The organism is Agrobacterium sp. CFBP2214, assembly GCF_030209895.1.
Classification (GTDB): Bacteria; Pseudomonadota; Alphaproteobacteria; order Rhizobiales; family Rhizobiaceae; genus Agrobacterium; species Agrobacterium radiobacter.
Window position 1 is genome coordinate 33,303 of record NZ_JARVRC010000003.1, and the last position, 24,903, is coordinate 58,205.

23 protein-coding genes are annotated in these 24,903 nt (G+C 59.4%); 10 read left to right on the plus strand and 13 right to left on the minus strand.

Features of this window, described 5'->3' with window-relative positions; translation table 11 throughout:
• Positions 1-16: 16 nt before the first annotated feature.
• Positions 17-1,069: a LacI family transcriptional regulator gene (locus tag QRN60_RS07385; protein ID WP_111784468.1), complete on the minus strand. Its 1,053-nt coding sequence runs from the start codon at positions 1,067-1,069 to the stop codon at positions 17-19.
• Between the two features lie 488 nt (positions 1,070-1,557).
• Between QRN60_RS07385 and QRN60_RS07390 the strand changes: the two genes are divergently transcribed.
• The 3 genes from QRN60_RS07390 (at position 1,558) to QRN60_RS07400 (ending at position 5,683) form a co-directional block, all read left to right on the plus strand.
• Positions 1,558-4,023 (plus strand): beta-mannosidase, encoded by a 2,466-nt coding sequence (locus QRN60_RS07390; RefSeq protein WP_129565427.1) that lies wholly within the window; start codon positions 1,558-1,560, stop codon positions 4,021-4,023.
• 125 nt (positions 4,024-4,148) lie between these two features.
• Positions 4,149-5,180: an L-glyceraldehyde 3-phosphate reductase gene (gene mgrA, locus QRN60_RS07395; RefSeq protein WP_020812819.1), complete on the plus strand. Its 1,032-nt coding sequence runs from the start codon at positions 4,149-4,151 to the stop codon at positions 5,178-5,180.
• A gap of 176 nt (positions 5,181-5,356) precedes the next feature.
• Entirely contained in the window at positions 5,357-5,683 is a 327-nt protein-coding gene (locus QRN60_RS07400; protein WP_003502789.1) for an RcnB family protein, read from the plus strand.
• 234 nt (positions 5,684-5,917) lie between these two features.
• Here QRN60_RS07400 and gnd read toward each other — a convergent pair whose 3' ends face one another.
• From gnd to ccoG, 5 genes are all read right to left on the minus strand, one after another.
• A complete protein-coding gene (gene gnd, locus QRN60_RS07405; protein WP_003502791.1) occupies positions 5,918-7,348 on the minus strand; it encodes an NADP-dependent phosphogluconate dehydrogenase in 1,431 nt (476 codons plus the stop codon).
• 164 nt (positions 7,349-7,512) lie between these two features.
• Positions 7,513-7,671 carry a cbb3-type cytochrome oxidase assembly protein CcoS gene (ccoS, locus tag QRN60_RS07410; RefSeq protein ID WP_003502794.1) on the minus strand — a complete coding sequence of 53 codons (159 nt, stop codon included), beginning with the start codon at positions 7,669-7,671 and terminating at the stop codon, positions 7,513-7,515.
• Positions 7,668-9,962: a cation-translocating P-type ATPase gene (locus QRN60_RS07415; RefSeq protein WP_129565187.1), complete on the minus strand. Its 2,295-nt coding sequence runs from the start codon at positions 9,960-9,962 to the stop codon at positions 7,668-7,670. The genes ccoS and QRN60_RS07415 overlap by 4 nt, the downstream gene beginning before the upstream one ends.
• Positions 9,959-10,459 carry a FixH family protein gene (locus tag QRN60_RS07420; RefSeq protein WP_020012542.1) on the minus strand — a complete coding sequence of 167 codons (501 nt, stop codon included), beginning with the start codon at positions 10,457-10,459 and terminating at the stop codon, positions 9,959-9,961. Before QRN60_RS07420 ends, QRN60_RS07415 begins: the two co-directional genes overlap by 4 nt.
• Positions 10,456-12,039: a cytochrome c oxidase accessory protein CcoG gene (gene ccoG / locus QRN60_RS07425; protein ID WP_113076297.1), complete on the minus strand. Its 1,584-nt coding sequence runs from the start codon at positions 12,037-12,039 to the stop codon at positions 10,456-10,458. Before ccoG ends, QRN60_RS07420 begins: the two co-directional genes overlap by 4 nt.
• Before the next feature lie 120 nt (positions 12,040-12,159).
• Between ccoG and QRN60_RS07430 the strand changes: the two genes are divergently transcribed.
• Genes QRN60_RS07430 through QRN60_RS07440 form a run of 3 tightly spaced genes read left to right on the plus strand, consistent with a single transcriptional unit; the run spans position 12,160 to position 13,394 of the window.
• The gene (locus QRN60_RS07430) at positions 12,160-12,564 is read left to right on the plus strand and encodes an SRPBCC family protein (RefSeq protein ID WP_003502802.1); all 405 of its coding nucleotides are present in this window, start codon (positions 12,160-12,162) and stop codon (positions 12,562-12,564) included.
• Between the two features lie 10 nt (positions 12,565-12,574).
• On the plus strand, positions 12,575-12,931 hold the full coding sequence (locus tag QRN60_RS07435) for a VOC family protein (RefSeq protein ID WP_003502804.1): 357 nt from the start codon (positions 12,575-12,577) through the stop codon (positions 12,929-12,931).
• 16 nt (positions 12,932-12,947) lie between these two features.
• A complete protein-coding gene (locus QRN60_RS07440) occupies positions 12,948-13,394 on the plus strand; it encodes a VOC family protein (protein ID WP_003502805.1) in 447 nt (148 codons plus the stop codon).
• A 56-nt stretch (positions 13,395-13,450) separates the two neighbouring features.
• Here the strand turns inward: QRN60_RS07440 and ccoP are convergent, their stop codons facing one another.
• The 5 genes from ccoP to cobU all read right to left on the minus strand — a co-directional run bounded on the left by ccoP (position 13,451) and on the right by cobU (position 17,609).
• The gene (gene ccoP / locus QRN60_RS07445) at positions 13,451-14,314 is read right to left on the minus strand and encodes a cytochrome-c oxidase, cbb3-type subunit III (protein WP_003502808.1); all 864 of its coding nucleotides are present in this window, start codon (positions 14,312-14,314) and stop codon (positions 13,451-13,453) included.
• 3 nt (positions 14,315-14,317) lie between these two features.
• Positions 14,318-14,470, minus strand: coding sequence for a CcoQ/FixQ family Cbb3-type cytochrome c oxidase assembly chaperone (locus tag QRN60_RS07450; protein ID WP_003502810.1), 153 nt, complete (start codon positions 14,468-14,470; stop codon positions 14,318-14,320).
• 13 nt (positions 14,471-14,483) lie between these two features.
• On the minus strand, positions 14,484-15,215 hold the full coding sequence (ccoO, locus tag QRN60_RS07455) for a cytochrome-c oxidase, cbb3-type subunit II (RefSeq protein WP_003502812.1): 732 nt from the start codon (positions 15,213-15,215) through the stop codon (positions 14,484-14,486).
• 10 nt (positions 15,216-15,225) lie between these two features.
• Positions 15,226-16,848 carry a cytochrome-c oxidase, cbb3-type subunit I gene (gene ccoN, locus QRN60_RS07460; protein WP_003502814.1) on the minus strand — a complete coding sequence of 541 codons (1,623 nt, stop codon included), beginning with the start codon at positions 16,846-16,848 and terminating at the stop codon, positions 15,226-15,228.
• Between the two features lie 239 nt (positions 16,849-17,087).
• The gene (cobU, locus tag QRN60_RS07465) at positions 17,088-17,609 is read right to left on the minus strand and encodes a bifunctional adenosylcobinamide kinase/adenosylcobinamide-phosphate guanylyltransferase (protein WP_003502816.1); all 522 of its coding nucleotides are present in this window, start codon (positions 17,607-17,609) and stop codon (positions 17,088-17,090) included.
• A gap of 501 nt (positions 17,610-18,110) precedes the next feature.
• Here cobU and QRN60_RS07470 point away from each other — a divergent pair.
• Entirely contained in the window at positions 18,111-18,803 is a 693-nt protein-coding gene (locus QRN60_RS07470) for a DUF599 domain-containing protein (RefSeq protein WP_003502819.1), read from the plus strand.
• Positions 18,804-18,896: 93 nt separating this feature from the next.
• Positions 18,897-19,862, plus strand: coding sequence for an acetyltransferase domain-containing protein (locus QRN60_RS07475; protein ID WP_111792310.1), 966 nt, complete (start codon positions 18,897-18,899; stop codon positions 19,860-19,862).
• Between the two features lie 155 nt (positions 19,863-20,017).
• Here QRN60_RS07475 and QRN60_RS07480 read toward each other — a convergent pair whose 3' ends face one another.
• Both QRN60_RS07480 and mgtE read right to left on the minus strand, forming a co-directional pair.
• A complete protein-coding gene (locus tag QRN60_RS07480; RefSeq protein WP_003495942.1) occupies positions 20,018-20,404 on the minus strand; it encodes a MerR family transcriptional regulator in 387 nt (128 codons plus the stop codon).
• 71 nt (positions 20,405-20,475) lie between these two features.
• A complete protein-coding gene (gene mgtE / locus QRN60_RS07485; protein ID WP_003502821.1) occupies positions 20,476-21,903 on the minus strand; it encodes a magnesium transporter in 1,428 nt (475 codons plus the stop codon).
• Positions 21,904-22,296: 393 nt separating this feature from the next.
• Between mgtE and QRN60_RS07490 the strand changes: the two genes are divergently transcribed.
• Together QRN60_RS07490 and QRN60_RS07495 are read left to right on the plus strand one after the other, a co-directional pair.
• Entirely contained in the window at positions 22,297-24,597 is a 2,301-nt protein-coding gene (locus QRN60_RS07490; RefSeq protein ID WP_165000625.1) for an FdhF/YdeP family oxidoreductase, read from the plus strand.
• On the plus strand, positions 24,597-24,902 hold the full coding sequence (locus QRN60_RS07495; RefSeq protein ID WP_080866140.1) for a hypothetical protein: 306 nt from the start codon (positions 24,597-24,599) through the stop codon (positions 24,900-24,902). Before QRN60_RS07490 ends, QRN60_RS07495 begins: the two co-directional genes overlap by 1 nt.
• The last annotated feature ends 1 nt before the right edge of the window (position 24,903 follow it).

The following is a 24,903-nucleotide window of genomic DNA, read 5'->3' on the forward strand; positions in this document are numbered from 1 at the left end:
TTGCGAAGCGAGCCATCTACGGCTTCGGCGCCATCGAAGACCAGACCGGGCTGCTGATGCTCTGCAAGGTTTCCGGCGGCGCGCCGTTGATGCGCGCCAGAAGGGCCTTTGCAAGCTCCCTGCCCGCCAGCTTGATATCCTCATTGACGGTGTGGATCTGCGGTTTGATCCAGTTCAGGAACTCCGCGGACTGTTTCGAGACGATATCGATATCCTCACCGATCCTCACACCCGCCGCCTCGAAGCCGGCCACCAGCGCGATGGTGCTGCTACCGCTGATCGAAACGATACCGTCGGGGCGGTCATCCGACTGCATCAGCCGCTGACCGAAATCGCGGATTTTCTCAAGCGGCGTTTCGATGGTGATGGCGTCCAGCGGAAATTCGGTGAGACCAAAATCCCTGATCCCCCTGTTGAACCCCTTGCGGGCGTGATCGTGGAACGAAAACCGCGATGGCGGCACGATGACGGCGATCCTTTTGCGTCCGCATTGCGCCAGCCGCTCGACCGCCTCATAGGCATAGGCCTCATTGTCGAAATCATGAAAGGCGTGTTCGATACCCATGTCCGACCGCCCATGGGTGACGAAGGGCATGTTACGCTCAGTCATGAAACGGACGCGTGGATCGTTAGGCTCGATCTTCGAAATAATGACCCCATCCGCAGAACCGGTATCGAGAATATAGCGGATCGGCACCATGGAATCCTTGGCATGGATGTGGGGCGTCACGACCAGATGATATTGTGTCGTGGAAAGAACCTCGGTGATACCAAATACCATCTGGCTGGTGAAACCCATAAGCTCTTCATCGACGCTCAGAACAAGGGCAATCACATTGGTCTTGCCGGTGCGAAGGCGCACGCCCGCGCGGTTTGGCTGGTAGCCGATCTGCCGGGCAATCAGCCGCACGCGCTCCTTGGTTTCAGCACCGATGTCAGGCGCATCCTTCAGCGCGCGCGAGACGGTGGTGATGCCGAGACCCGTCATATAGGCGATTGTCTTCAAGGTCGGGCGCTCGCCCGTCGTTGCAGGGGTTTCGCCCCCGCCGGTTTTGCCAGTATCGTTCATGTCATTTCGCCACGCTTTACCGAACGATAATCATAGATAGCTTTTTCTCTGTTGCAAAGGCAAAGGTCCGCGTTCAACGGCTGGTCTTGTCCGACTATCCGCCAATTCAGCTAAAACGATATAGGTCCGGAAAATATTTCCCGATACTTCCCCCTTCTTCCGGCACAGAATTTCCAGAAATCCACGGACACACATCTTAACTGACGAGATTAATATCTTGATGCAAATCACTGATATAAAAATACAAAGTTTATAATTTTTTTTAGGATGTGACCTGGTCATCCCGACGCAGATGTGCCCGTCATTATTCATGTCGCTCGTTGTCACTCAAAGGAATGACGGAACGATTGTTTTACGGTAACGTTGCCGGAGGGAGGAAATAGCAAAGCCGGATAAGCGTGTCGCAGCCGCTTTGCGGGCATCCATTCCCCCAGATTCTGACACAAGCCTGCACCATAATGCCGGCCAGTCTTCTTCGAATTCATACTATGCAGGGTCCGATTATGATTTCTTCTTCCTCGCCCGAAACTGTCATTGATCTGGCTGGGCCCTGGCGCCTGACCTCGGTGGAAGGAGACCATACCACCCAGCTTTCCGTACCGGGCGATATTCACAGCGCGCTCAAAAATGCGGGCATCATTCCCGATCCCTATCACGGCGCCAATGAAAAGGTGGTACAATGGGTGGCTGAGCGCGACTGGGTCATCGAGCGCACATTCATTCTCGATGAGGCGGATGCCAGCTGGTATCTCGATATCGACTACCTCGACACCGTCGCCATCGTCTTCGTCAACGACGTCCCGGTATTGACCGCCGACAATTGCTTCCGCCGCTACCGCCCGGATATTTCCCGCGCTGTCCGTCCGGGTGAAAACACCATCCGCATCCATTTCCATTCCAACATCGTGGCCGGTGCGGAGCGGCAGGCGCGACAGCCTTTTTACATTCCCTATCACCCCGGCAATTCACCCATTGCCAATGGCAACATGCTGCGCAAGCCGCAATGCCATTTCGGCTGGGACTGGAACATCGCGATTGCGCCGCTCGGCCTTTACGGCAAAATCCTGCTGAAGCGCCTCGATACGGCCCGCATTGAACATGTCGTCACCTCGCAGCACCATGTCGAAGGCGGAGTCGAGCTGCATGTGGCCGTCACGCTGTTTGCCGAGGGACCGGCGAGCCTGCCGGTCTACCTGTCCCTCAACGATGAAAGGCTGAGACTCGATTGCGGCGTCGGTGCCGGCGAGACGGTGGTGCGCCACGTCTTCTTTGTGGAGAATCCGGAGCTCTGGTGGCCGGCCGGCAGTGGCGAACAGACGCTCTACAAGCTGACGGTGGAACTGCCTGATGAGACCGTCACCCGCCAGATCGGCTTGAGGACGATCGAGCTTCTGACGGACAAGGACGAAGCCGGAAGCCGCTTCGCCTTCCGCATCAACGGCCGCGAGATCTTCTGCCGCGGCGCCAACTGGATCCCCGCAGATGCACTTTATTCGCTCGCCAGCCGGGAAAAGACCGAAGATCTCCTCTGCTCTGCGGTGGAGGCCAATATGAACATGATCCGCGTCTGGGGCGGCGGTTTTTATGAGGAGGACTGGTTCTACGATCTCTGCGACCGGCTCGGCCTGCTGGTCTGGCAGGACTTCATGTTTGCCTGCAATCTCTATCCCTGCAGCGAGGACTTTCTCGACAATGTCGAACATGAGGTCGACTACCAGGTGAAACGCCTCTCCTCGCATCCGTCCATCGCGCTCTGGTGCGGCGACAACGAGCTGGTGGGTGCGCTGACCTGGTTCGATGAATCCCGCAACAATCGCGACCGTTATCTCGTGGCTTACGACCGCCTGAACCGCACGATCGAAAGAGCCCTGAAAAAAGCAGCACCGGAAGCGCTCTGGTGGCCCTCCAGCCCGGCCTCCGGTTATCTCGATTATGGTGACGCCTGGCACGCGGATGGTTCCGGTGACATGCACTACTGGTCCGTCTGGCACGAAAACAAGTCGTTCGACAATTACCGCTCGGTCAAGCCGCGTTTCTGCTCCGAATTCGGTTTCCAGTCCTACACATCCATGCCCGTCATCCGCACCTATGCGGAAGAAAAGGACATGAACATCGCCTCCCCGGTCATTGAGCTGCACCAGAAGAATGTCGGCGGCAATGAGCGGATCGCCGGCACCATGTTCCGCTATTTCCGTTTCCCGAAGGATTTCGAGAATTTCGTTTATCTGAGCCAGGTCCAGCAGGCGCTCGCCATCCGCACGGCTGTGGACTACTGGCGTTCGCTGAAGCCCCATTGCATGGGCACGCTTTATTGGCAGCTCAACGACACCTGGCCGGTAGCCTCATGGTCCAGCCTCGATTATGGCGGCGGCTGGAAAGCGTTGCATTATGCCGCCCGCCGCTTCTTCCAGGCGGTGACCGTCTCGGCCATTCCCTCCGAGGATGGGCGCCGGGTGAGCTTCTCCATGGTCAACGACACGGCGGAAGACGTCGAAATCGACATGAACATCGTTGCGCTGACCATGGACGGCAACCGCGTGCCGCTGAAATCCGCCAACGGCACCTGCGCAACGGACAGGGCCGCAACGCTGACCGAGATAGACATGGATAGCCTGCCCGACGGCGCCATCCTCGCCTGGAGCTTCATCGCTTCCAACGGTATGACCGGCGAAGGCCACCATGTGCGCGACACCTACAAGGCGCTGGAGCTTCAGCCTGCAGGGCTCGAATTTTCCGTCGGCCCGTTGAAAAACGGCCAGTACGAAATCGATGTCACCGCTGCAGGTCTCGCGCTCTTCGTCATGCTGGAGGCAGATCAGCCCGGCCGTTATTCCGACAATCTCTTCGATCTGGCCGCCGGCGAAACGCGCCGTATCATCTTCACGCCGAAGGCGGGCGGCCCCCAGCCGCATTTCCGCATCTTCGATCTTCATACCTGCCAATCCTCGCATTGAAACCATGCGGAGAAAGGCATAACCATCCCTCTCGGGAATGACAGGTGAACCTGCGCCTGTTTTCATCGCTTCAAAAAGTTGCCGGGTTCTCCGGCAGCCAGTCATCAGCAAGTGGAGGAAGACCCATGGTTTGGCAACCGGCCGAAAACCGATACGCATCCATGAAATATAATCATTGCGGCAAGACCGGCCTGAAACTGCCGGCGATTTCGCTCGGCCTCTGGCACAATTTCGGCAACGACACGCCGCACCAGACGAAACAGGCCATCTGCCGCCGCGCCTTTGATCTCGGCATCACCCATTTCGATCTCGCCAATAATTACGGCCCGCCGCCCGGCAGCGCCGAAACCGCCTTCGGTGAAATCCTGAAGACGGATTTCAGAGGTTATCGCGACGAGATGATCATCTCCTCCAAGGCCGGTTACAACATGTGGCCCGGCCCCTATGGCGAATGGGGCAGCCGCAAATACGTAATCGCCTCCTGCGACCAGAGCCTGAAGCGCATGGGTCTGGATTACGTCGATATCTTCTATTCCCACCGTTTCGACCCCAACACGCCGCTTGAGGAAACCTGTGGCGCGCTGGACCAGATCGTGCGCTCGGGCAAGGCGCTTTATGTCGGCATCTCGTCCTACAACTCGAAGCGCACCCGTGAGGCCGCCGCCATCCTGAAGGACCTCGGCACGCCCTGCATCATCCACCAGCCGAGCTATTCGATGATCAACCGCTGGATCGAGGAGGATGGTCTCGTCGATACGCTGGAAGAACTGGGCATCGGCTCCATCGTCTTCTCGCCGCTGGCGCAAGGCATGCTGACGACGAAATATCTCGGCGGCGTGCCTGATGGCAGCCGCGCGGCGCAGCGCAAGTCGCTGAACCCGGCCTTCCTCAACGAACGCAACGTCGAGAACATCCGGGCGCTCAACAGCATTGCCGAGCGGCGCGGCCAGACGCTGGCGCAGATGGCGATTGCCTGGGTTCTGCGCGGCGGCCGCATCACCTCGGCGCTGATCGGGGCAAGCCGCGTCGAACAGGTTGAGGATTGCGTGAAGGCACTCGACCGGCCGGATTTCACGGCCGAAGAGCTTGCGGAAATCGACGGTTACGCCAAGGAAGCGGATATCAATCTCTGGGCAAAATCCGCCGAACGCGTCTGATGCAGAAGAGACCGCCCGGTTCCGCCGGGCGGTCTGGCTACCCCGAAAAACTCAAAATAAAAGATTAACTCACGCTCCTAACCATTAACAACCATTACATAAATGTAATTTTAAATTCAGTTTCCGTTCATTCGTTTATTCGTAAGTTCTCCTCATCGAAACACGAGGAAACATTCATGAAAAAGTTCATCACCATTCTTCTGGCTGCCACCGTTCTCGCTGCTCCGATGGCGCAGGCACAGAGCCGTCATGACGATCGCCACCGTGGCGTTACAGTCGAGCGCCAGATCACCACGAAAAAGGTCATCGTCAAGAAGCACCGCTGGGATCGCGGCCAGCGCCTGTCTGCAGGCGAACGCCGCCACACGGTCGACCGCCGCGACTATCGCCGCTACCGTCTTGCCGAGCCGCGCCGTGACCAGCGCTGGGTGCGCGTCGACAACCAGTTCCTGCTCATCAACGCCGTCACCGGCTTGATCGTCGGCCTCTCTGCCGCACGCTGAGTGAAATCATCGGATGCCGTGGAAAAGGCCCGCTTATGCGGGCCTGATAATTCTTGCGAATATCGCTCCAAATTCGACGTCATCCCCGGGCTTGACCCGAGGATCCATTGATCGCAATGGGCTGTGGATTCTCGGGTCAAGCCCGGGGATGACGAAGAAGAGGTTTGGACATATCCACCAAGCAAAAAGGGTCGGCTCAAAGCCGACCCTTTTGTCGTTTATCGTTTCAGCCGATCAGAAGATATCGGCGCCGCTGCCCCACGGGCCATGCGGCTTGTCGACGCCGTCGGTGCGTTCGAAACCATGCGCGCCAAAGAAGTCGCGCTGCGCCTGGATGAGATTGGCGCTGCCGCGGCCACGACGATAGGCGTCGAAATAGCCAAGCGCCGAAGCCAGTGCCGAAACCGGCAGGCCGGAGAGAACGGCATAGGAAACAACACGGCGCAGCGGCGCATCGGTATCCTTAACGATACCGGAGAAGGCAGGCGTCACGATGAGGTTCGCCACATGCGGGTCCTTGGTGAAGGCCGAGGTGATCTCATCGAGGAACTCCGAGCGGATGATGCAGCCGGCGCGCCAGATGCGGGCGATCGTCGGCATCGGCAGGTTCCAGTTGAACTCCTTCGATGCGGCCGACATGATGGCGAAGCCCTGCGCATAGGCGCCGACTTTGGCGGCCAGAAGCGCGCTTTCGAGATCGGCGATGAAGGCCTTTTTGTCAGCGGGTGCCGGTGCAACGGTCGGTAGACCGAAGATCTTCTCGGCAGCTTCGCGCTCGTCCTTCTGCGAGGAGAGAATACGGGCAGCCACGGCCGCCTCGATAGCGGTTGCGGCGACGCCCATGTTCTGCGCCTCGATGACCGACCACTTGCCGGTGCCCTTCTGGCCGGCCTTGTCGAGGATCAGATCGACCATCGGCTTACCGGTGATCGGATCGGCGGCGCGCAGAACCTTCTCGGTGATTTCGATCAGGTAGGAGTTCAGGCGGCCCTTGTTCCATTCGGCGAACACGTCGGCGATTTCGACTGCGCTCATGCCAAGACCGTCACGCAGAATGCCGTAGATTTCGGCGATCATCTGCATGTCGGCATATTCGATGCCGTTATGGATCGTCTTGACGAAATGGCCGGCGCCGTCATTGCCGAGCCATGCCACGCACGGATCATCGTTGTACTTGGCGGAAATGGAGGTCAGCACCTTCTCGACGCGCTTCCAGCTATCCTCGGTGCCGCCAACCATGATCGACGGTCCATGACGGGCACCTTCTTCGCCGCCGGAAACGCCCATGCCGATAAAGGTCAGGCCGCTGTCCTTCAGATTGTCGAAACGGCGGATCGTATCGCGGAAATTCGCATTGCCCGCATCGATCATGATGTCGCCGTTAGAAAGATGGGGTTTAAGGATTTCCATCTGCTGGTCGACAGGGTCACCAGCCTTGATCATGATGATGATCGGGCGCGGAGGACGAATGGCGGCGACGAATTCCTCGATGGTTTCGCAAGGGATCAGCTGTCCCTGCAAGTCCCCGGCTTCAGCGTAGAATTTTTTCGTCGCTTCAGGGGTTCGGTTGAATACGGCAATCTTGTTGCCCTTTTCCGCGATGTTCAACGCCAGGTTCGAGCCCATGACGCCGAGACCGATCAAACCGATTTCTGCCTGTTCCACGGATGTGCCTCCATCTTGCTTTTAGGTGGTCGTGTTGTGGCACTGTAATGAACAAACGGCAAGGCTAGCCGCGACTGAAACGATTAAATTTTGATGACGCAAATCAGCTTTGCATATTTGCGACAGGTCAGGGCCGGCTCGAAACGACAAGCTCACTTCGCCTCTTATGATCGCCGGGGTCGGTCGTCACCGTCATCCAGTGCACGCCAGGCGGCCCCGTCCATATCCTCATACTGGCCAGAGCGCACCGACCAGAGGAAGGCGAAAAGGCCGAGCGCACCTAGAAACAGCGCGACGGGAATGAGATAGATCAGCATGTTCATGCCAGTTGCGCCCCCTCTCCCGCAAATCCTGTTTTAACGTCGTTCCGAGAGCGCACGGTTTCAGCCGTGCCGGCAAGACGCAACGCATTGGCGACGACGATCAGCGAGGATGTCGACATGGCGATGGCCGCGATCATCGGCGTCGCATAACCGGCAATCGCAATCGGCACGGCGATGACATTGTAGCCGATGGCGAGAGCGAAGTTCTGCCGGATGAGCCTTCCTGCCCGCTGCGACGTCTCGATCGCAAAGGGCACGGCATCGAGATCCTCCTGCATGAACACGAAATCGGCAGCCTGCCGGCCGATATCGGCGGCGGTGGCGGGCGCCATGGAAACATGGGCGGCGGCAAGCGCCGGCGCATCGTTGATGCCGTCTCCCACCATCAGCACCCTGCGACCCTCGCCGGCGAGCTCAGCGCAGCGGGCCGCCTTGTCCCTCGGCGAAAGGTCTGCACTCCAGTTGCCGATCCCCAGTCGCTGCGCCATGGCGCTGACAGCCGCCGCCCGGTCACCCGAGACGATTTCCTGCACGAGGCCCCGCACTGAGAGGCTGCGCAATGCCGCAACCGCACCCGCGCGCGGATTGTCCTCGAAGCCGAAGCTCGCCAGATGCCGGCCGTCAAGGGACAGCACGACTTCCGACCGCGCATCGCCATTGTCGACGCCCGCTTCGTCATCCGGGCAGGCGAAACGGCGATTGCCGAGCCGGTAGGTTCCGGCTTCCGTCTCAGCCTCAACGCCGGAGCCGGGAATTTCCCGCACTGTCTCATAGGTCGGCATGGCACCGTTACAGGCGGCATGCAGGGCTTTCGAGAGGGGGTGGCGCGAATGGGCGGCAAGCCCCGCAGCAATCGCCATGGTGGCCGGCTTCACGTCACCTGTCTCGACCAGTCTCGGCTTTCCAACGGTCAGGGTGCCGGTCTTGTCGAACAGCACGGTATCGATTTCGGCCAGCCGCTCCATGGCCGAGCCTTCCTTGACCATGATGCCGTGCCGGAAGAGCCTTCCTGCGGCCACCACCTGCACGACGGGAACGGCAAGGCCAAGCGCACAGGGGCAGGTTATGATGAGAACCGCAATGGCGATCAGCATCGCCTGTTTCCAGTCGCCGCCGAAAAAGCCCCAGCCAAGAAATGTCACCAGCGCGAGAAGATGCACGACGGGCGAATAATAGCTCGCGGCGCGATCTGCGATACGCCGATACCGCGCCCGGCCGCCTTCGGCCGCCTCCATAAGCCCGATCACCTCCGACAGGAAGGACTCCTTTGCCGAGGCGGTTACCCGCGCGATCAGCGAACCGGTGAGGTTGAGCGTACCGGCCTGCAGGCTGTCACCTGCCGTAACGCGGCGCGGTGCGCTTTCGCCGTTGACGATGGACATGTCGAGATCGCTGCTGCCGGAGACGACCACGGCATCCACCGCCACACGGTCCCCGGCGGCGATCGCAATCGACATTCCGGGTTGGACGTCCGCAAGCTGGCGGTATTCCCGCGTTCCATCCTCACCGATCACGGTCGCGCCGCGCGGTGACAATCGAGCCAGTCCGGCAATCGCCGAACGCGCCTTGTCGCGCATGATATGGTCAAGCGTGCGGCCGATCAGCAGGAAGAACAGCAGCGACACGGTCGCGTCGAACCACGCATGTTCACCGTGATGGATCGTTTCCCACAGCGAGACGGCATAGGAGAGCGTGATGGCGAGCGCAATCGGCACATCCATATTGGTGCGGCCGTGTTTCAGCGCATTCCAGGCCGACTGGTAAAAGAAGCGGCCACCATAGATCAGCGCCGGCGCGGCGATCATCGCCGAAATCCAGTGGAACATGTCGCGCGTCGCCGCATCCGCGCCTGACCAGACAGAGACGGAAAGGAGCATGATATTGGCGGAGGCAAAACCGCACAGCGCCACCGCCCTGATCAATTGCGAACGCAAGGCGTCGGAAGCATCCTGACCGCTGGCGAAAAGATGCGTGCGATATCCGGTCGAAAGAATGGCGCGGGCGAGATCAGAAGGATCGGTCCTGACGCCATCGACCTCTTCCTTCCAGACGATTGCGACGCGTTTGGACGACAGGTTCACGCGCGCCCGCTCCACTTGGCGGAGACGGCTAAGCGCGGTTTCGATGGTGGTGATGCAGGCGCCGCAATAGACATCCGGCACGCTGAGATCAGTCTGCCGCAACCCCTGCCCCAGATCGCGGCTCGCCAGCAGCAATTCCTCCGACGATGGTGGATTGACCGGTTCGCCAAGCTGAAGCGAACCTTCCGTTCCCGGTGCGCAGCAGCTCATTTGCGCCCCCTGATGACGGCGATCCGCGTCCCCTCATGCACGATGATCCGGCCATCCTTGACGGCGGTGACCTCGACGATCCATTGCCCCGGCAGCATGTCATGCGCGCCGGTGAAGACGCCGGTGGAAAGCGGGGTGAGCTCCATGTCAAAATTCTGGCTTTCACCGACCGGCCGGCGGAAATGCGCCGTCACCGTATCCGTATCGACGGGGCCGGTGTCGGGATGGAAAACCTCGTAGCGTACGGTCTGTTCGTCCACCACGAGCTTGCCCTTGATGCCGGTCGCAGCCCGTGCCTTGGCGGCTTCCGCCTTGGCGTTGAACTGCTGGCTGGCGACGTAGGTATTGGGCACTACAAGCCCGCTCCAGCTGTTCACCGCATTCCAGGCCATGATCATGTTGACCGTGATGATGGTGCCGAAGAACAGCAGCATGACGCCGAGCATGTGCCAGCCGGTAAAAGTGAAGCCGGATGTCTGGCGATTATTCACGGTCATTTTTTCACTCCCGGAGCGTTGAAAACAGCATCGTAACGGGCCGTCTCATGGCCGCCCGTATCGCTGACGATGAACTCGAAATTTTCAGCCGTTCGCGCGACATCCTTGCCAGGCAGGGTGACGAAGACCTTCAGCGTCGTCGCCTCATCCGGCTCGACCGTGACGTCGAAAGTGCGCGAGGCCGTATCCGGCATGCCGTTTATCTTCATCACCGCATTCGGGATGCCCTCGATCGTGACGCTCATCGTGCGCGGCTGCGGCACCATGTTGAGAATGCGCACGGTATAGCCGTTGCGGATCGAACCGTTCGATTCCAGCACATATTGCGGATTGCGGTCGTGCAGGACGTTGAGCGCCAGCCGCTCGCGCGTCACCAGCGCAAACAGCATGCCGATGCCGACCGCCGACCAGATGGCCGTATAAAGCAGCGTGCGCGGCCGGAAGACGATGCGCCAGTTGAAGTGGCGGATGCTCTTCCTGAAGCTGCCATCCTCCTCGCGCACATTGGCAGGCCGGATGGCGTGCGCACCGTTGCCGGTCGCCAGCGCCATGTTGGACTGGTATTCCGCAAGCGTCGCATAGGCGATCAGCCCGCGCGGTTTGCCGATCTTGTCCATCACCCCGTCGCAGGCGTCGATGCAGAGCGCGCAGGTGATGCATTCCAGCTGTTGCCCGTCCCTGATGTCGATGCCCATGGGACAGACGGCGACACAGGCGTTGCAATCGACGCAATCGCCGATGCTCTCGCCCGCCGCAGCGGCTTTTTTGGCGTGCCGCGAGCGCGGTTCGCCGCGCCAGTCATTATAGGTGACAACAAGCGAATTCTCATCCAGCATCGCCGCCTGGATGCGTGGCCAGGGACACATGTAGGTACAGACCTGCTCCCGCATCAGCCCACCGAAAACATAGGTGGTGGCGGTAAGCGTGGCGACGGTCGAATAGGCGATCATCGGCGCCTGCCCCGTCATGAACTGCATCGCCAGCGTCGGCGCATCGGCGAAATAGAAAATCCAGGCGCCGCCGGTCAGAACGCCAATCACCAGCCAGATCGCATGTTTCAGCACGCGCTTGCGCAATTTGCCGAATGTAAGGGGCGCGGCGTCCAGTTTCATGCGGGCGTTCCTGTCTCCCTCTATCGCCCGTTCAACCACCAGAAACAGATCGACCCAGACGGTTTGTGGACAGGTATAACCGCACCATGCGCGCCCCACGGCTGAGGTGACGAGAAACAGCCCCAGCCCCGCCATGACCAGCAATCCCGCAACGAAAAAGAACTCCTGCGGCCAGATTTCGATGAAGAAGAAATAAAAGCGCCGGTTGGCGATATCGATCAGCACAGCCTGATCGGGTGCATAAGGGCCCCTGTCCCAGCGCAGGAACGGCGTCAGATAATAGATGCCGAGGGTGACGAGCATCACCAGCCATTTGAACCGCCGGAACCGACCTTCCGCGCGCTTGGGAAAAATCTTCTTGCGGGCTTCGTAGAGCGGTTTGCGCGTTTTTGCGGAATTGACGGCTTCCGCCTCCAGCCTTTCGACGGGCTGTTGCGGGCTGTCCTGTCCGGCGCGATAGATGTTCATGGTAAGATGTCCGTTTTTATCTCCTTGCTTTCTCCCATCTCCCCGGTGAAACATCCTTGACTTACATCAAGTGACGACAAAGTGGCGCAGTATGGGAACGCGCCGCCAAGGGAGGATGAAATGCCTGTCATGCAGTCGAGAATCATTCATCTGTCGATCGAAAAACCCTGGGCCCAGGTCTACGACTTCGCCTCAGACCCGCAGAACATGCCCAGCTGGGCCGCAGGCCTTGCGGGCGGCCTCAAATCCGATGGCGAGGACTGGATCGCCGAGGGCGGACCGCTTGGCGAGGTGCGCGTCAATTTTGCGCCCGCAAACGAATTCGGCGTCATCGACCATGTCGTGACATTGCCGGATGGCATCAAGGTTTATAACGCGCTACGGGTGACGCCGAACGGCAGCGGTACGGAGGTGAGTTTCACCCTCCTTCGCCTTCAGGATATGACGGATGAGGATTTCGAGCAGGATGCAAGAGCGATCACGGCCGATCTCGAAACGCTGAAGGCGCTGCTCGAAAAGGACTGATGGAGGAACGATGACCACGAATACAAACGACCGGCGGATCGACTATGTCGAATTCAACGTCACCGATATCGAGCGCAGCAAGGAATTTTACGGCGGCGCCTTTGGCTGGTCCTTCAAGGATTACGGTCCGCAATATTGCGAATTTTCCGACGGCCGGCTGACCGGCGGGTTCACCACCACGGCACCCGTCTCGGCCAAAGGCGGGCCGCTCGTGATTCTCTACGCCGCCGATATCGAGGATGCCCAGCGCCGCGTCGAGGCCGCCGGCGGCCAGATCAGCGTCGCGCTTTTCGAGTTTCCCGGCGGACGCCGTTTTCATTTCACCGATCCGGATGGATACGAACTGGCCGTCTGGTCGAAAAACTGATTGGCAGGAGCCCGTCATGACTTTGACAACGCCGCCTTTTTCGTTGGTCGGTATCGATCATATCGTCTTCATCGTCGACGACATGATGCGGGCGCTCGATTTTTACCGGAATGTGCTGGGTTGTAGGGATGGTTACTCTTACCCTGCTCTCGGGATGGAACAAGTCTGGTGCGGAAATGCCTTGATCGTGCTGTGGGATGTCACGCATCCCGGTGGCACAAAGGCTGCTCCGCCCGTCGCCGGAGGACGTAATGTCGATCACATCTGCATAGCGACCGGCCCTCTGAACCATGATGCGCTTCGCGCACATCTGGCGAAATTTAACGTCACGATAGAACAGGAAGCCTTTCACGGCGGCGCGAGAGGAATGGGACATTCGTTCTATTTCCGTGATCCCTTCGGCAACAAGATCGAGTTGAAGGGACCAGCCGAATATCCGGATGGACGGGCGGAAAACGCCTGATCTAAACAATAAAAAAGGGCGCCTCCCCGGCGCCCCTTCTTTACATTCCGCTTGCTTCACTCGCCCCCACCAAGCGAATGCACGAAGATCGCCAACTGCTTGACCGTCGTATCGCCAAGACGCTCACCCCAGGCGGGCATGACGCCATGCTTGGGCGAACGGATCTGCGCGACGATGCCCTCTTCTCCATGCGCCTTCAGCCAGATCGCATCGGCGAGGTTCGGTGCGCCAAACTCGCGGTTACCCTTGGCATCCTCGCCGTGGCACGAAGCGCAATTGTCGGCAAAGACCTGCTTGCCGGGTTCCACCAGCGCCGGGTTGGCGGGCTTTCCCGTCAGGCTGACGACGTAAGCCGCAACCTCGCGGATTTCGTCCGACTTGAGAATGTCGCCGAAGGCCGGCATTTCCGACGCGCGCGTGTCAGCATCATCTGCAAAACGGATGCCGTGCTTCACCGTCGTGTAGATGTCGTCAACGCTGCCGCCCCACATCCAGTCGTCATCATTGAGGTTGGGATAACCCTGCCCGCCTTCCGCTCCGGAACCGTGACACTGAATGCAATTGACCTTGAAAGCGGCTGCACCGCCGGAAAGGGCAAATTGCATCAGGGTCGGATCGGCCTGAATATCGGCAAGCGACGACTTGGCGATCTTGTCGACAAAAACGCTCTGCGACTGTTTTGCATCGGCGATTTCGGCGGCGATCTCACCACGGCTGCTCCAACCGAGCAGCCCTTGCGTCGCCCCGTTGATCAGCGGCCATGCCGGATAGGCGATGGTATAGCCGATGGCCCAGAGGATCGTGAAGTAGAAGGTCCAGACCCACCAGCGCGGCATGGGATTGTTCAGCTCACGGATACCGTCCCATTCATGGCCGGTGGTTTCGACGCCGCTGATGTCATCAATGTGTTTTTCGGACATATCCTAGTCCTCCTTGAGCGGAATGCTGGCGGCATCGTCCGCGGCCTTCTTCGAGCCGGGGCGAAGGGTGAAAACGACGACGCCGGCGAAGAACAGGGTCATGGCAAGCAGGCCCCAGCTGTCGGCGAAATGGCGCATGGCCGTGTAGGTTTCCATGGCTTACACCTCCTCACCGGTATCCGGCGGCATCGTCATAGGTCGAAAAATCGACCAGCGTGCCGAGCATCTGCAGATAGGCGACCAGCGCATCCATTTCGGTGAGCTTGGCTGGATCGCCGTCGAAATCGCCCACCTTCGCCTTGGGATACCGCGCCAGGAGTTCCGACGAATCCGCATTCGGGTCGGCCTGGGCGGCAAGATCGGCCGTGGATTTCTCGATCATCTCGTCGCTATAGGGCACACCAACGGCGCGGTTGGCCTTCAGCTCCATGGAGACGTCGGTGATCTTCAGCGGCGTGGTCTTGAGGAACGCATAGGACGGCATGATCGATTCCGGCACCACCGAGCGCGGATCGGCCAGATGCTGCACGTGCCATTCGTTCGAATAGCGGTCACCGACGCGCGCGAGGTCCGGCCCCGTGCGCTTCGAACCCCACTGGAACGGATGGTCATACATGGATTCCGCCGCCAGGCTATAGTGCCCGTAACGCTCCACCTCGTCGCGGAACGGACGGATCATCTGGCTGTGGCAGACATAACATCCCTCGCGGATGTAGATGTTGCGCCCGGCCAACTCCAGCGGCGTGTAGGGCCGCATGCCCTCCACCTTCTCGATGGTGTTTTCGAGATAGAAGAGCGGTGCGATTTCCACGATGCCGCCGATAGAGACGACCAGCAGGGAGCCGACCAGAAGCAGCGTGGCGTTGCGTTCGATGACGCCGTGTTTGTCGAGTATGGACATCGGCCTCTCCTTATTCAGCGGGCTGCAGCGAAGGAGCCGCGTCCTCGCGGACGCCCTCCTCGCGTTGATGACCGAGGATGGTCATCGTGACGTTGTAAGCCATGATCAGCGCGCCGCTGAGGAACATCAGGCCGCCCAATGCACGCATCACATAATAGGGGAACAGCGCTGCGACCGATTCCGCGAAGGAATAGACGAGGAAGCCCTGGCTATCATATTCGCGCCACATCAGCGCCTGCTGGATGCCGGCCACCCACATGACGGCGGCGTAGACGACGATGCCGAGCGTGGCGAGCCAGAAGTGCCAGTTGACCAGCTGCAGGCTGTAGAGACGCTCCCTGCCCCACAGTTTCGGCGTCAGGTAATAGATCGCGCCGAAGGTGATCATGCCGTTCCAGCCGAGTGCGCCGGAATGAACATGGCCAATGGTCCAGTCGGTATAGTGGCTGAGCGAGTTGACGGCCTTGATCGACATCATCGGACCCTCGAAGGTCGCCATGCCGTAGAAGGCAACGGCCATCACCATCATGCGCACGACAGGGTCCGTGCGGATCTTGTCCCATGCGCCCGAAAGCGTCATCAGACCGTTGATCATGCCGCCCCACGAGGGCATCCACAGCATGACCGAGAACACCATGCCGAGCGTCTGCGCCCAGTCCGGCAGCGCGGTATAATGCAGATGGTGGGGGCCGGCCCAGATATACATGAAGATCAGCGCCCAGAAGTGGATGATCGACAGGCGGTAGGAATAGACCGGACGGTTCACCTGCTTCGGAATGAAATAATACATCATGCCGAGGAAGCCGGCGGTGAGGAAGAAGCCGACGGCATTGTGGCCATACCACCATTGCGTCAGCGCATCCTGCACGCCCGAAAAGGCCGAGTAGCTCTTGACGCCAAGGAACGAGACCGGAATGGCGAGATTATTGACGATATGCAGCATGGCAATCGTTACGATGAATCCCAGGTAGAACCAGTTCGCCACATAGATATGCGGCTCCTTGCGCATGAAGATCGTGCCAAGGAAGGCGACGAGATAGGCAACCCAGACGATGGTCAGCCAGATATCGACATACCATTCCGGCTCCGCATATTCGCGACCCTGGGTAATACCGAGCAGGTAGCCGGTGGCGGCCATGACGATGAAGAGATTATATCCCCAGAACACGAACCAGCCGAGATTGCCGCCGAAGAGGCGCGCGCGACAGGTTCTCTGCACCACGTAAAAAGACGTGGCAATCAGCGCATTTCCCCCGAAAGCGAAGATCACCGCTGATGTGTGCAGCGGCCGCATGCGGCCGAAATTGAAATAGGGCGCGATGTTGAGATCGGGAAAGGCGAGTTGCAGCGCCACCACGACACCCACCAGAAAACCGACGACACCCCAGAACACGGTGGCGATGACGCCGTATTTCACCACCTCATCGAAATATTCCGACTTGAGGCGCGCACGCGCCGCCTGATCGACAGGCGCAAAGGAGACACGGCGCAGCAGAAGCACCGTGCTGACCAGAAGTGTAAAGAACAGCACCCACATATGGGCAGCGAAAAGACTGTCATGGGCAAAGGCTGCCCCGAGCAACGCGAGAAAGGCCCCGAGGGCCACGATCGCGGTTTCTAACGTGTAATTCATTGTTGGTTTCCCCCAACGTGCAAGCCGACCGACGAAAGGCACGGCACGCGCCTGGGAGAGCGGGAACGCGCCTTTGCGTCGGTTGGAGCATTGCCACCGCGCGGGAAAGCCCACCTTGATCCAGATCAAGAATGCAAAGCTGTCGCAGCCCCGGCAAAACAGGGCGCGGCTTTACGAGGGGAATTTGCGTAAAAGCAAAAAACGCAGGGCGATATCGACCAGCCTAGACGGGTGTCGTCTCAGCCCTTCATCTTCAGGGGCAGCCCGGCGGCGACAAAATAGACCTCGCCGGCAATGGCTGCGATTCGCTGATGCAGGCGGCCGGCGTGATCACGGAATTCGCGCGCCATGCGGTTTTCGGGCACGATGCCGAGACCCACTTCATTGGAGACGAATATCAGCGTCGCCTGCGACGATATGATCGCCGCCTCAACTGCGGTGAAGGCAGCCTCGATATCGGCATTCTCCATCATCAGATTGGTGAGCCACAGGGTGAGGCAGTCGATGAGAATGACATTTCCCGCGTCGTCGAGCCGCTGCAGAACGGCGGCGATATCGACCGGCGCTTCATGGGTGGTCCATTCCCCGCCGCGCCGCTCCTGATGATGGCTGATGCGGTCGCGCATCTCGTCATCCCATGCTCGCCCTGTGGCGAGGTAATGCAGGCGTCCGCCGGATTTTCCCGCAAATTCCTCGGCAAAACGCGATTTGCCGGAGCGCGCGCCGCCAAGAATGAAAACGGAGCGGTTTTTATCTGTCATGGGAAACCTGAAGGAAAAGAATGAATCGGACCGGCATCTTTGCGGTGACGCAAGCCAGGGACGGGCGGTCATGAAGGGAACGATTCGTAGAAAAAGGCGTCCCCCGGTTGTTCATGCCGGACTGCCGCTGATACCGGACCGGAGAAACAAGACCTGCCCGCAGGATGCGGGACATGAAAAGCCCTGATTACCCCGGATACCGGAAACACCGGTCCTGATGAAAGGCTAGGTGCGAAATGCCATCCTGTCAATCGGCGGGTGACCGTGCCGGGATTTACGCGGAACCGGTACGCAAAACCTTACCCGGAACCGGCAGACCTGTCGTCCGCAAGTGGATTGATAAAGCGACTTGGTTACCGGAAAGTTAGCGAAAAACCGAATGATGAAACCGCAACGCCGAAGGAGAATATCGAGTGACGGCAGTCACCGCCATTGCCTTGCCATGGCCTTCAAATCAATATGCTTTCGAAGATTCGCAAACAGCAAGGTGGCCTGCCCGTGATGACCGTCATGGACTATATCTCGATCGTCGTTTTCATCCTGCTATGGGCCATCTATACCCATGTAACGACGGGAACGAGGCTGTTTTCGAGAGCCAGCCTCAATCAGGCCATGGCCGAGCGCCGTCGCCACTGGATCATGAATTCGCTGAAGCGCGACCTGAAGATGATCGACACGCAGATCATGGCCGGCCTGCAGAACGGCACTGCCTTTTTCGCCTCCACCTCCATCTTCGCCATCGGTGGATGTTTCGCTCTTCTGGGCGCGACCGAACAGGTCGAATCGGTGTTTCGCGACATGCCTTTCGTGCATTATGCCGGGCGCACGGCCTTCGAACTGAAGGTCATAGGGCTCACCTGTCTTTTCGGTTACTCCTTCTTCAAATTCGGCTGGTCCTACCGCCTGTTCAACTATTGCACGATTCTTTTCGGCGCCATCCCCATGGTCCACGATGTCAACGCGGATCGCGAGGCAGCGGAGCGGGCGGCCGAAAACGTCATAAAGATGAACATCATCGCTGCTAAGAACTTCAATGACGGCCTGCGGACGATCTTTCTGTCCATCGGTTATCTCGGCTGGTTCATCAGCCCCTATGTCTTCATTGCCAGTACGGTCATCATCATCGTGGCGCTGTTGCGCCGCCAGTTCTTTTCCGAGGCCCGGCGCGCGATCATGGAAGAAAACCAGCCTTGAAATAGCCGCACTTCAAGGGCCAAGCCCTCGGGTCATTTCGAGCGAATCCAAGTGAATGTCAGCTCCCTCGAAAAGCTGAAAAAAGCGGGAAACATGGACACAGACGCAGCCGCAAACGAAAACCGCCGCAAAGGCCGCATCGGCGGTCTCGACACCCTGCGCGGGCTGGCCCTCATCGCCATGGCATCCTATCACTTCACATGGAACCTGGAATATTTCGGCTATCTCGAACCCGGCACGGCGACGACAGGCCTGTGGAAACTCTATGCGCGCGGCATCGCCAGCTCGTTCCTGTTCCTGGCCGGTTTCAGCCTGTTTCTCGCCCATGGCAAGGGCGTGAACTGGCCGTCTTTCGGCAAACGTTTTGCGATGGTGGCCGGTTCGGCGCTGCTCATTACCGTCGCGACCTATTTCGCCTTTCCGGACAGTTTCATCTTCTTCGGCATATTGCACAATATCGCCGCCGCAAGCCTCGTGGGGCTGCTGTTCCTGCGAGCCCCTGCAGTCGTGACGCTGCTTTTTGCGGTGATCGCTTTCATCCTGCCGCAATATCTGCAATCCGAACTGTTCAACGCAAAATGGCTGACCTGGATCGGTTTTTCCACCATGCCGCCCCGCTCGAACGATTATGTTCCACTGCTGCCCTGGCTTGCACCCTTCCTCTCCGGGCTTGCGGTTTCGCAATTCGTCACGCCACGCGATTGGCTCGATCGCTTTCGAAGCCCGAGTTCACCTCGTAACCTGATCGCCAGCGCCGGCCGCCACAGCCTCGCCTTTTACCTTATCCACCAGCCGGTGCTGATCGGCCTCGTTTACACCCTGTCGCTCATCGCTCCGCCTCCGCCTGTCGATCAGGTCGAGCTGTACAAATCGAGCTGTGAAAAAAGCTGCGTCGAGCAGGCAAACGGGTTGGAACTATGCCAGCGTTTCTGCGGCTGCACGCTGGAGAAGCTGCAGGCCGAAAACCTGTTCGATATGATGATGGAAGGCAAACTCAGCGCGGATCAGCAGACGAAGGTCAGCGAAGTGGCGCAGCAGTGTACGGCTGAGGCGCAATAGGGATAAACGTCAGGGCTTACGATCCATTTCTTCTCCCCGCCGGGGAGAAGAAATGAGCGAAACCCGCTCGTTCCATATGCAGCAAAGTGGAAAGGCTTCTGAGCCTTTCTCGACAGTTACGTTAACGGAATAGCCAAACCGCTACAGGACGGGGTTCAGGTCCCCACGCCGATTTCGGCAAGCCGCGTCAGACAGGCTTCTTCGACATTGTCGAGTTCCGCCAGCGTCTCTTCGATGTCCTTACGTTTTTGCCTGAGATCGGCGCGCTTTTCATCGACCTTCTTCATCAGAAGCACCAGTTGGCCCGATTCGCCCGGCGGCTCCTTGTAGACGTGAATGATTTCGCGAATTTCGGAGATGGTGAAACCGATACGGCGGCCGCGCAGGATTTCCTGAATGAGGCGGCGGTCCGCAGCCCTGAAAAGCCGGGTGCGCCCACGACGCTCAGGGTGAATAAGCCCCTCGTCCTCATAAAATCTCAAGGTACGGGTGGAAACACCGAATTCGCGTGTCAGTTCGGTTATGCTATAATACTTGTCCAAGGGCCTATCCGATTCATAACCGGATAATATTATTTGACCTTCACGTAAAAGTCAATTTTTGCCCGCTTCCCCTATCCGGAAATACCGTACCACCAGGTCGCGATCCCCAGAAAGGCGAAAAAGCCGACAATATCGGTCACCGCCGTGACGAAGACTGCCGAGGAGACGGCCGGGTCCGCTCCGAACTTGTCGAGCACCAGCGGAATGAGAATGCCCGCCAGCGCCGCCGCCAGCATGTTGAGACACATGGCCGTGGCGATGATGCCACCGATATGGATATCCTGAAACCAGACACCGGCGACAATGCCGATGGCGCAACCGAACAGCATGCCGTTCAGGATACCCACACCCGCCTCGCGCCTGATGATGCGGGCGGCGTTGTGAATATCGAGGCTTTTGGTGGCGAGCGCCCGCACCGACACCGTCATGGTCTGCGATCCGGCATTGCCGCCCATACCGGCCACCGCCGGCATCAGGATCGCCAGAGCGATAATCTGCTGGATCGTCGCATCGAACAGGCTGATGACCGAGGCGGACAGAAAGGCGGTAAGGAGATTGACGGCAAGCCAGGGCACACGCGAGCGCGAGGTGCTGACAATGCTATCAGACAGCTCTTCGTCACCGACACCGCCAAGGCGCAGCAGATCCTCTTCGGCCTCTTCCTGAATGACGTCCACCACGTCATCGATGGTCAGCACGCCCACCAGCCGGCCGTTGTCATCGACTACGGCTGCGGAGAGAAGGTCGTATTGCTCAAAAAGCTGCGCGGCCTCTTCCTGGTCCATCTCGGCCGGAATGGAGTGGTTGGTCTCGTGCATGATCGTTTCGATCTTCACCTGACGCTTAGCGCGCAGCACGCGATCGAGATCAAGCGCACCGACCAGCTTGAACGTGGGATCGATAACGAAAATTTGCGAAAACGATTCCGGCAGTTCTTCTTCTTCGCGCAGATAATCGATGGTCTGCCCCACGGTCCAGAACGGCGGCACGGCCACGAATTCCGTCTGCATGCGGCGGCCGGCCGAACTTTCCGGATAATCCAGCGCCCGCATCAACCGCACGCGTTCGGTGAACGGCAGTTGCGAGAGAATATCCTCGCGGTCTTCGTCGTCGAGGTCCTCGAGAATATAGACGGCGTCGTCCGAATCCAGCTCGCCGATACCGGCGGCGATCTGCTCGTTCGACATCTGGTCGACGATATCGAGACGGATGCCCTCATCCACCTCGGTCAGCGCCGTCATGTCGAAATCGGAACCAAGAAGCCGCACCAGCGCATGGCGCTGTTCAGGCAGGATGGATTCCAGGAGGTCGCCGAGTTCCGATTCGTGCAGCCGCGCCACATTCTTGCGCAGGAAAAGCAGATCGCGGTCAGCGATCGCCGCACCCACCATCGTCAGAAAGTCGGAGCGCACAGACCCATCTTCGGCGTAAATATCGGAGGGCGCTTCCGTCGGCTTCACGTCCTCGGGCGCGACAGGATCGTCGTCACGGTCTGTCATCTGGCGTCCCCTCGTATTCAAATGCCGCAGTGCACGGATGCGCAGGCAGAATGGCGTTAAAAGGTATATTGTCAACAACCGGATAGCGGCAAATGAACAAGCTTTCCGACTGCGGCGCAAAATCCATTCAACATTCCTCTTCCTATTGGCCGGCAGGGTCTCAGCCAGCGGCCATAAGCATGTTTAGCCAATCTTTGCGGCTTGCTTTGCGACAACGTCCACCCCCTTTACGCCGTTCCCATTTCAAATGTCGAACGGGCAAATAAGGGTTTCACCGCAATGCACAATTAAGACATTGACAGGCGGTGTGGATCAGCGCTTTTGAAGTTGCTTTTGACAAACGGCAAGCGCCGGCAGGCGGGCGCGAGAAGACATATCCCGGGAATCACAACCATGAGCAAGACGGATTTCATAGGCAAGGCATCCTCCGCCGCAGGTGGCTGGGGCGCACTCAAAAGCGTCGGCAAACGCCTTCTGGAATCCGGCGCACCGATTTCCGGCGCCCGCACACTTTTGAAGACCAACCAGCCGGATGGTTTCGACTGCCCGGGCTGCGCCTGGGGTGACCCAGAACACGGCTCCTCTTTCGAATTCTGCGAAAACGGCGTCAAGGCAGTGTCATGGGAGGCGACGGAAGCCCGGGTGCCACCGGATTTCTTCGCCAGCCGCACCGTCTCCGAACTGCGCAGCTGGTCCGACTACGATCTGGAAAAACAGGGCCGCCTCACCCATCCCATGCGTTATGACCGGGCAAGCGACAGATATCTGCCCGTTTCCTGGGACGATGCCTTCGCCGAAATCGGTGACATCCTCAACAGTCTCGACAGCCCGGACCGGGCGGAGTTCTATACCTCCGGCCGCGCCTCCAACGAGGCCGCCTTCCTCTATCAGTTGATGGTCCGGCTCTACGGCACCAATAATTTCCCCGACTGCTCCAACATGTGCCACGAAGCGAGCGGCGTCGGCCTGAAGGAATCAATCGGCGTCGGCAAGGGCACCGTGCTGCTTGAGGATTTCGAGCAGACCGACGCCATTTTCGTCATCGGGCAAAATCCCGGCACCAACCACCCCCGCATGCTGGGTGACCTGCGCCGCGCCGCCCTTCGCGGCGCCCGGATCGCCGTCTTCAACCCCATCCGCGAAAAGGGTCTGGAGCGCTTCGCCGACCCACAGGACAAGGTCGAGATGATTACCGGCGGCAGCACCCGCATCGCCACCAATTATTACCAGCCGCGCCAGGGCGGCGACATGGCGGCGGTGCGCGGCATGAGCAAGGCGGTCTTTGCCGCCGACGATGCCGCAAGGGCGGCAGGCGAACCCGCCATCATCGATTACGACTTCATCGCCGAACATGCGGCGGAGTTCGAGGCCTATCGCGCCGCCGTTGAAGCGACGAGCTGGGAAAGCATCCTCGACCAGTCCGGCCTCACCCGCGCAGAGATCGAGGAGGCGGCCCGTATCTACATGAATGCCGGTTCCGTCATCGCCACCTGGGCCATGGGTGTCACCCAGCACCGCCACTCGGTCATCATCGTTCGTGAAATCACCAATTTCATGCTGCTGCGCGGCAATGTCGGCCGTCCCAGCGCCGGCCTTTGCCCGGTGCGCGGCCATTCCAACGTGCAGGGTGACCGCACCGTCGGCATCGACGAAAAAGCACCGCCGGCGCTTCTCGACGCGCTGGAGAAGGAACTCGGCGTCCCCATGCCGCGCAGACCCGGCCACAATACCGTGGAAGCCGTCGCCGCGATGCTGGAGGGCAAGGCTCAGACCTTCATCGCCCTCGGCGGCAATTTCATGCGCGCGACACCCGACAGCCCGCTGATCGTCAAGGCTTTCGAAAAGCAGAAGCTGACCGTCAACATCGCCACCAAGCTCAACCATTCGCATCTGGTGCCGGGCGAAACCTCCTTCGTATTGCCCTGCCTCGGCCGAACGGAAATCGACCGCAATTCGGCCGGCCGGTCGCAGATCGTTACGGTGGAAGATTCCATGAGCATGGTGCACGGTTCCGGCGGCATCAACCCGCCGGCCTCGGAGGAGCTGCGTTCGGAAGTCGCCATCGTTGCCGGCATCGCCGAAGCAACGCTTGGCAATGCGCATCTCGACTGGAAGGCGCTTGCCGATGATTACGATCTCATCCGCGACATGATCGAGCGGGTCATTCCCGGTTTCGACAATTTCAACGAACGCGTCCGTGTACCCCGCGGTTTTCATCTGCGCAATGCGGCGGCCGAACGGGAATGGAACACGCCGGCAAAAAAGGCCACCTTCTATAGCGGCCCCTTGCCGGAACAGACCGAACACCAGCAGGCGCTGATGCGTGATAACCTCTTCGTACTGCAGACATTCCGCAGCCACGATCAATACAACACCACGATCTACGGCATGGATGACCGCTATCGCGGCGTCTATGGCGAACGCCACGTCATATTCATGAACCCTGGAGATATGGAAGCGCTCGGCGCCCATTCCCGCCAGCGCGTCGATGTCATCGGCGAATATGGCGATGGCATGGAGCGTATCGCGGAAGATTTCCGACTGGTGCCCTATAATATCCCGCGCGGCAGCGTCGGCGGTTATTACCCGGAACTGAACGTGCTGGTGCCGCTGTCGAGCTATGGCGAAGGCAGCTTCACGCCGACATCGAAATCGGTGCTCGTCTCCGTTCGCCTGCGCCCGGACGCCTCCTGATGGAAGAGGAGCAATCCGCCGCTGCGTTCATGGCGGCGGTGGAGCGGGTTCAGGAAAGCTCCTCACAGGTGCTGACGGCCACGGGCGCGGCGATCCTTCTGGCGGTTTATCTGAACATCGCCGCCGACAGCCGCAGCATCGCCAACCGGCTTGGGCTTGCACACGCCCTTATTCTGCGCGAAATCACTCTCCTGTCACCGCGTTTCGTACGGGTGATAAAACGCGACGCCCGCACCCAGCGCAGCTTTCTGGAGACGACTGAAGAAGGACAGGCGCTCGCCGCCGCCTCTTCATCCCGGATTTGAA

Coding starts and splice junctions, on each gene's coding strand:
- QRN60_RS07385 (WP_111784468.1), bottom strand. CDS start 1,069: ATGAACGATACTGGCAAAACCGGCGGGGGCGAAACCCCTGCAACGACG.
- QRN60_RS07390 (WP_129565427.1), top strand. CDS start 1,558: ATGCAGGGTCCGATTATGATTTCTTCTTCCTCGCCCGAAACTGTCATT.
- mgrA (WP_020812819.1), top strand. CDS start 4,149: ATGGTTTGGCAACCGGCCGAAAACCGATACGCATCCATGAAATATAAT.
- QRN60_RS07400 (WP_003502789.1), top strand. CDS start 5,357: ATGAAAAAGTTCATCACCATTCTTCTGGCTGCCACCGTTCTCGCTGCT.
- ccoS (WP_003502794.1), bottom strand. CDS start 7,671: ATGAACATGCTGATCTATCTCATTCCCGTCGCGCTGTTTCTAGGTGCG.
- QRN60_RS07415 (WP_129565187.1), bottom strand. CDS start 9,962: ATGAGCTGCTGCGCACCGGGAACGGAAGGTTCGCTTCAGCTTGGCGAA.
- QRN60_RS07420 (WP_020012542.1), bottom strand. CDS start 10,459: ATGACCGTGAATAATCGCCAGACATCCGGCTTCACTTTTACCGGCTGG.
- ccoG (WP_113076297.1), bottom strand. CDS start 12,039: ATGAACATCTATCGCGCCGGACAGGACAGCCCGCAACAGCCCGTCGAA.
- QRN60_RS07430 (WP_003502802.1), top strand. CDS start 12,160: ATGCCTGTCATGCAGTCGAGAATCATTCATCTGTCGATCGAAAAACCC.
- QRN60_RS07435 (WP_003502804.1), top strand. CDS start 12,575: ATGACCACGAATACAAACGACCGGCGGATCGACTATGTCGAATTCAAC.
- QRN60_RS07440 (WP_003502805.1), top strand. CDS start 12,948: ATGACTTTGACAACGCCGCCTTTTTCGTTGGTCGGTATCGATCATATC.
- ccoP (WP_003502808.1), bottom strand. CDS start 14,314: ATGTCCGAAAAACACATTGATGACATCAGCGGCGTCGAAACCACCGGC.
- QRN60_RS07450 (WP_003502810.1), bottom strand. CDS start 14,470: ATGGAAACCTACACGGCCATGCGCCATTTCGCCGACAGCTGGGGCCTG.
- ccoO (WP_003502812.1), bottom strand. CDS start 15,215: ATGTCCATACTCGACAAACACGGCGTCATCGAACGCAACGCCACGCTG.
- ccoN (WP_003502814.1), bottom strand. CDS start 16,848: ATGAATTACACGTTAGAAACCGCGATCGTGGCCCTCGGGGCCTTTCTC.
- cobU (WP_003502816.1), bottom strand. CDS start 17,609: ATGACAGATAAAAACCGCTCCGTTTTCATTCTTGGCGGCGCGCGCTCC.
- QRN60_RS07470 (WP_003502819.1), top strand. CDS start 18,111: ATGACCGTCATGGACTATATCTCGATCGTCGTTTTCATCCTGCTATGG.
- QRN60_RS07475 (WP_111792310.1), top strand. CDS start 18,897: ATGGACACAGACGCAGCCGCAAACGAAAACCGCCGCAAAGGCCGCATC.
- mgtE (WP_003502821.1), bottom strand. CDS start 21,903: ATGACAGACCGTGACGACGATCCTGTCGCGCCCGAGGACGTGAAGCCG.
- QRN60_RS07490 (WP_165000625.1), top strand. CDS start 22,297: ATGAGCAAGACGGATTTCATAGGCAAGGCATCCTCCGCCGCAGGTGGC.
- QRN60_RS07495 (WP_080866140.1), top strand. CDS start 24,597: ATGGAAGAGGAGCAATCCGCCGCTGCGTTCATGGCGGCGGTGGAGCGG.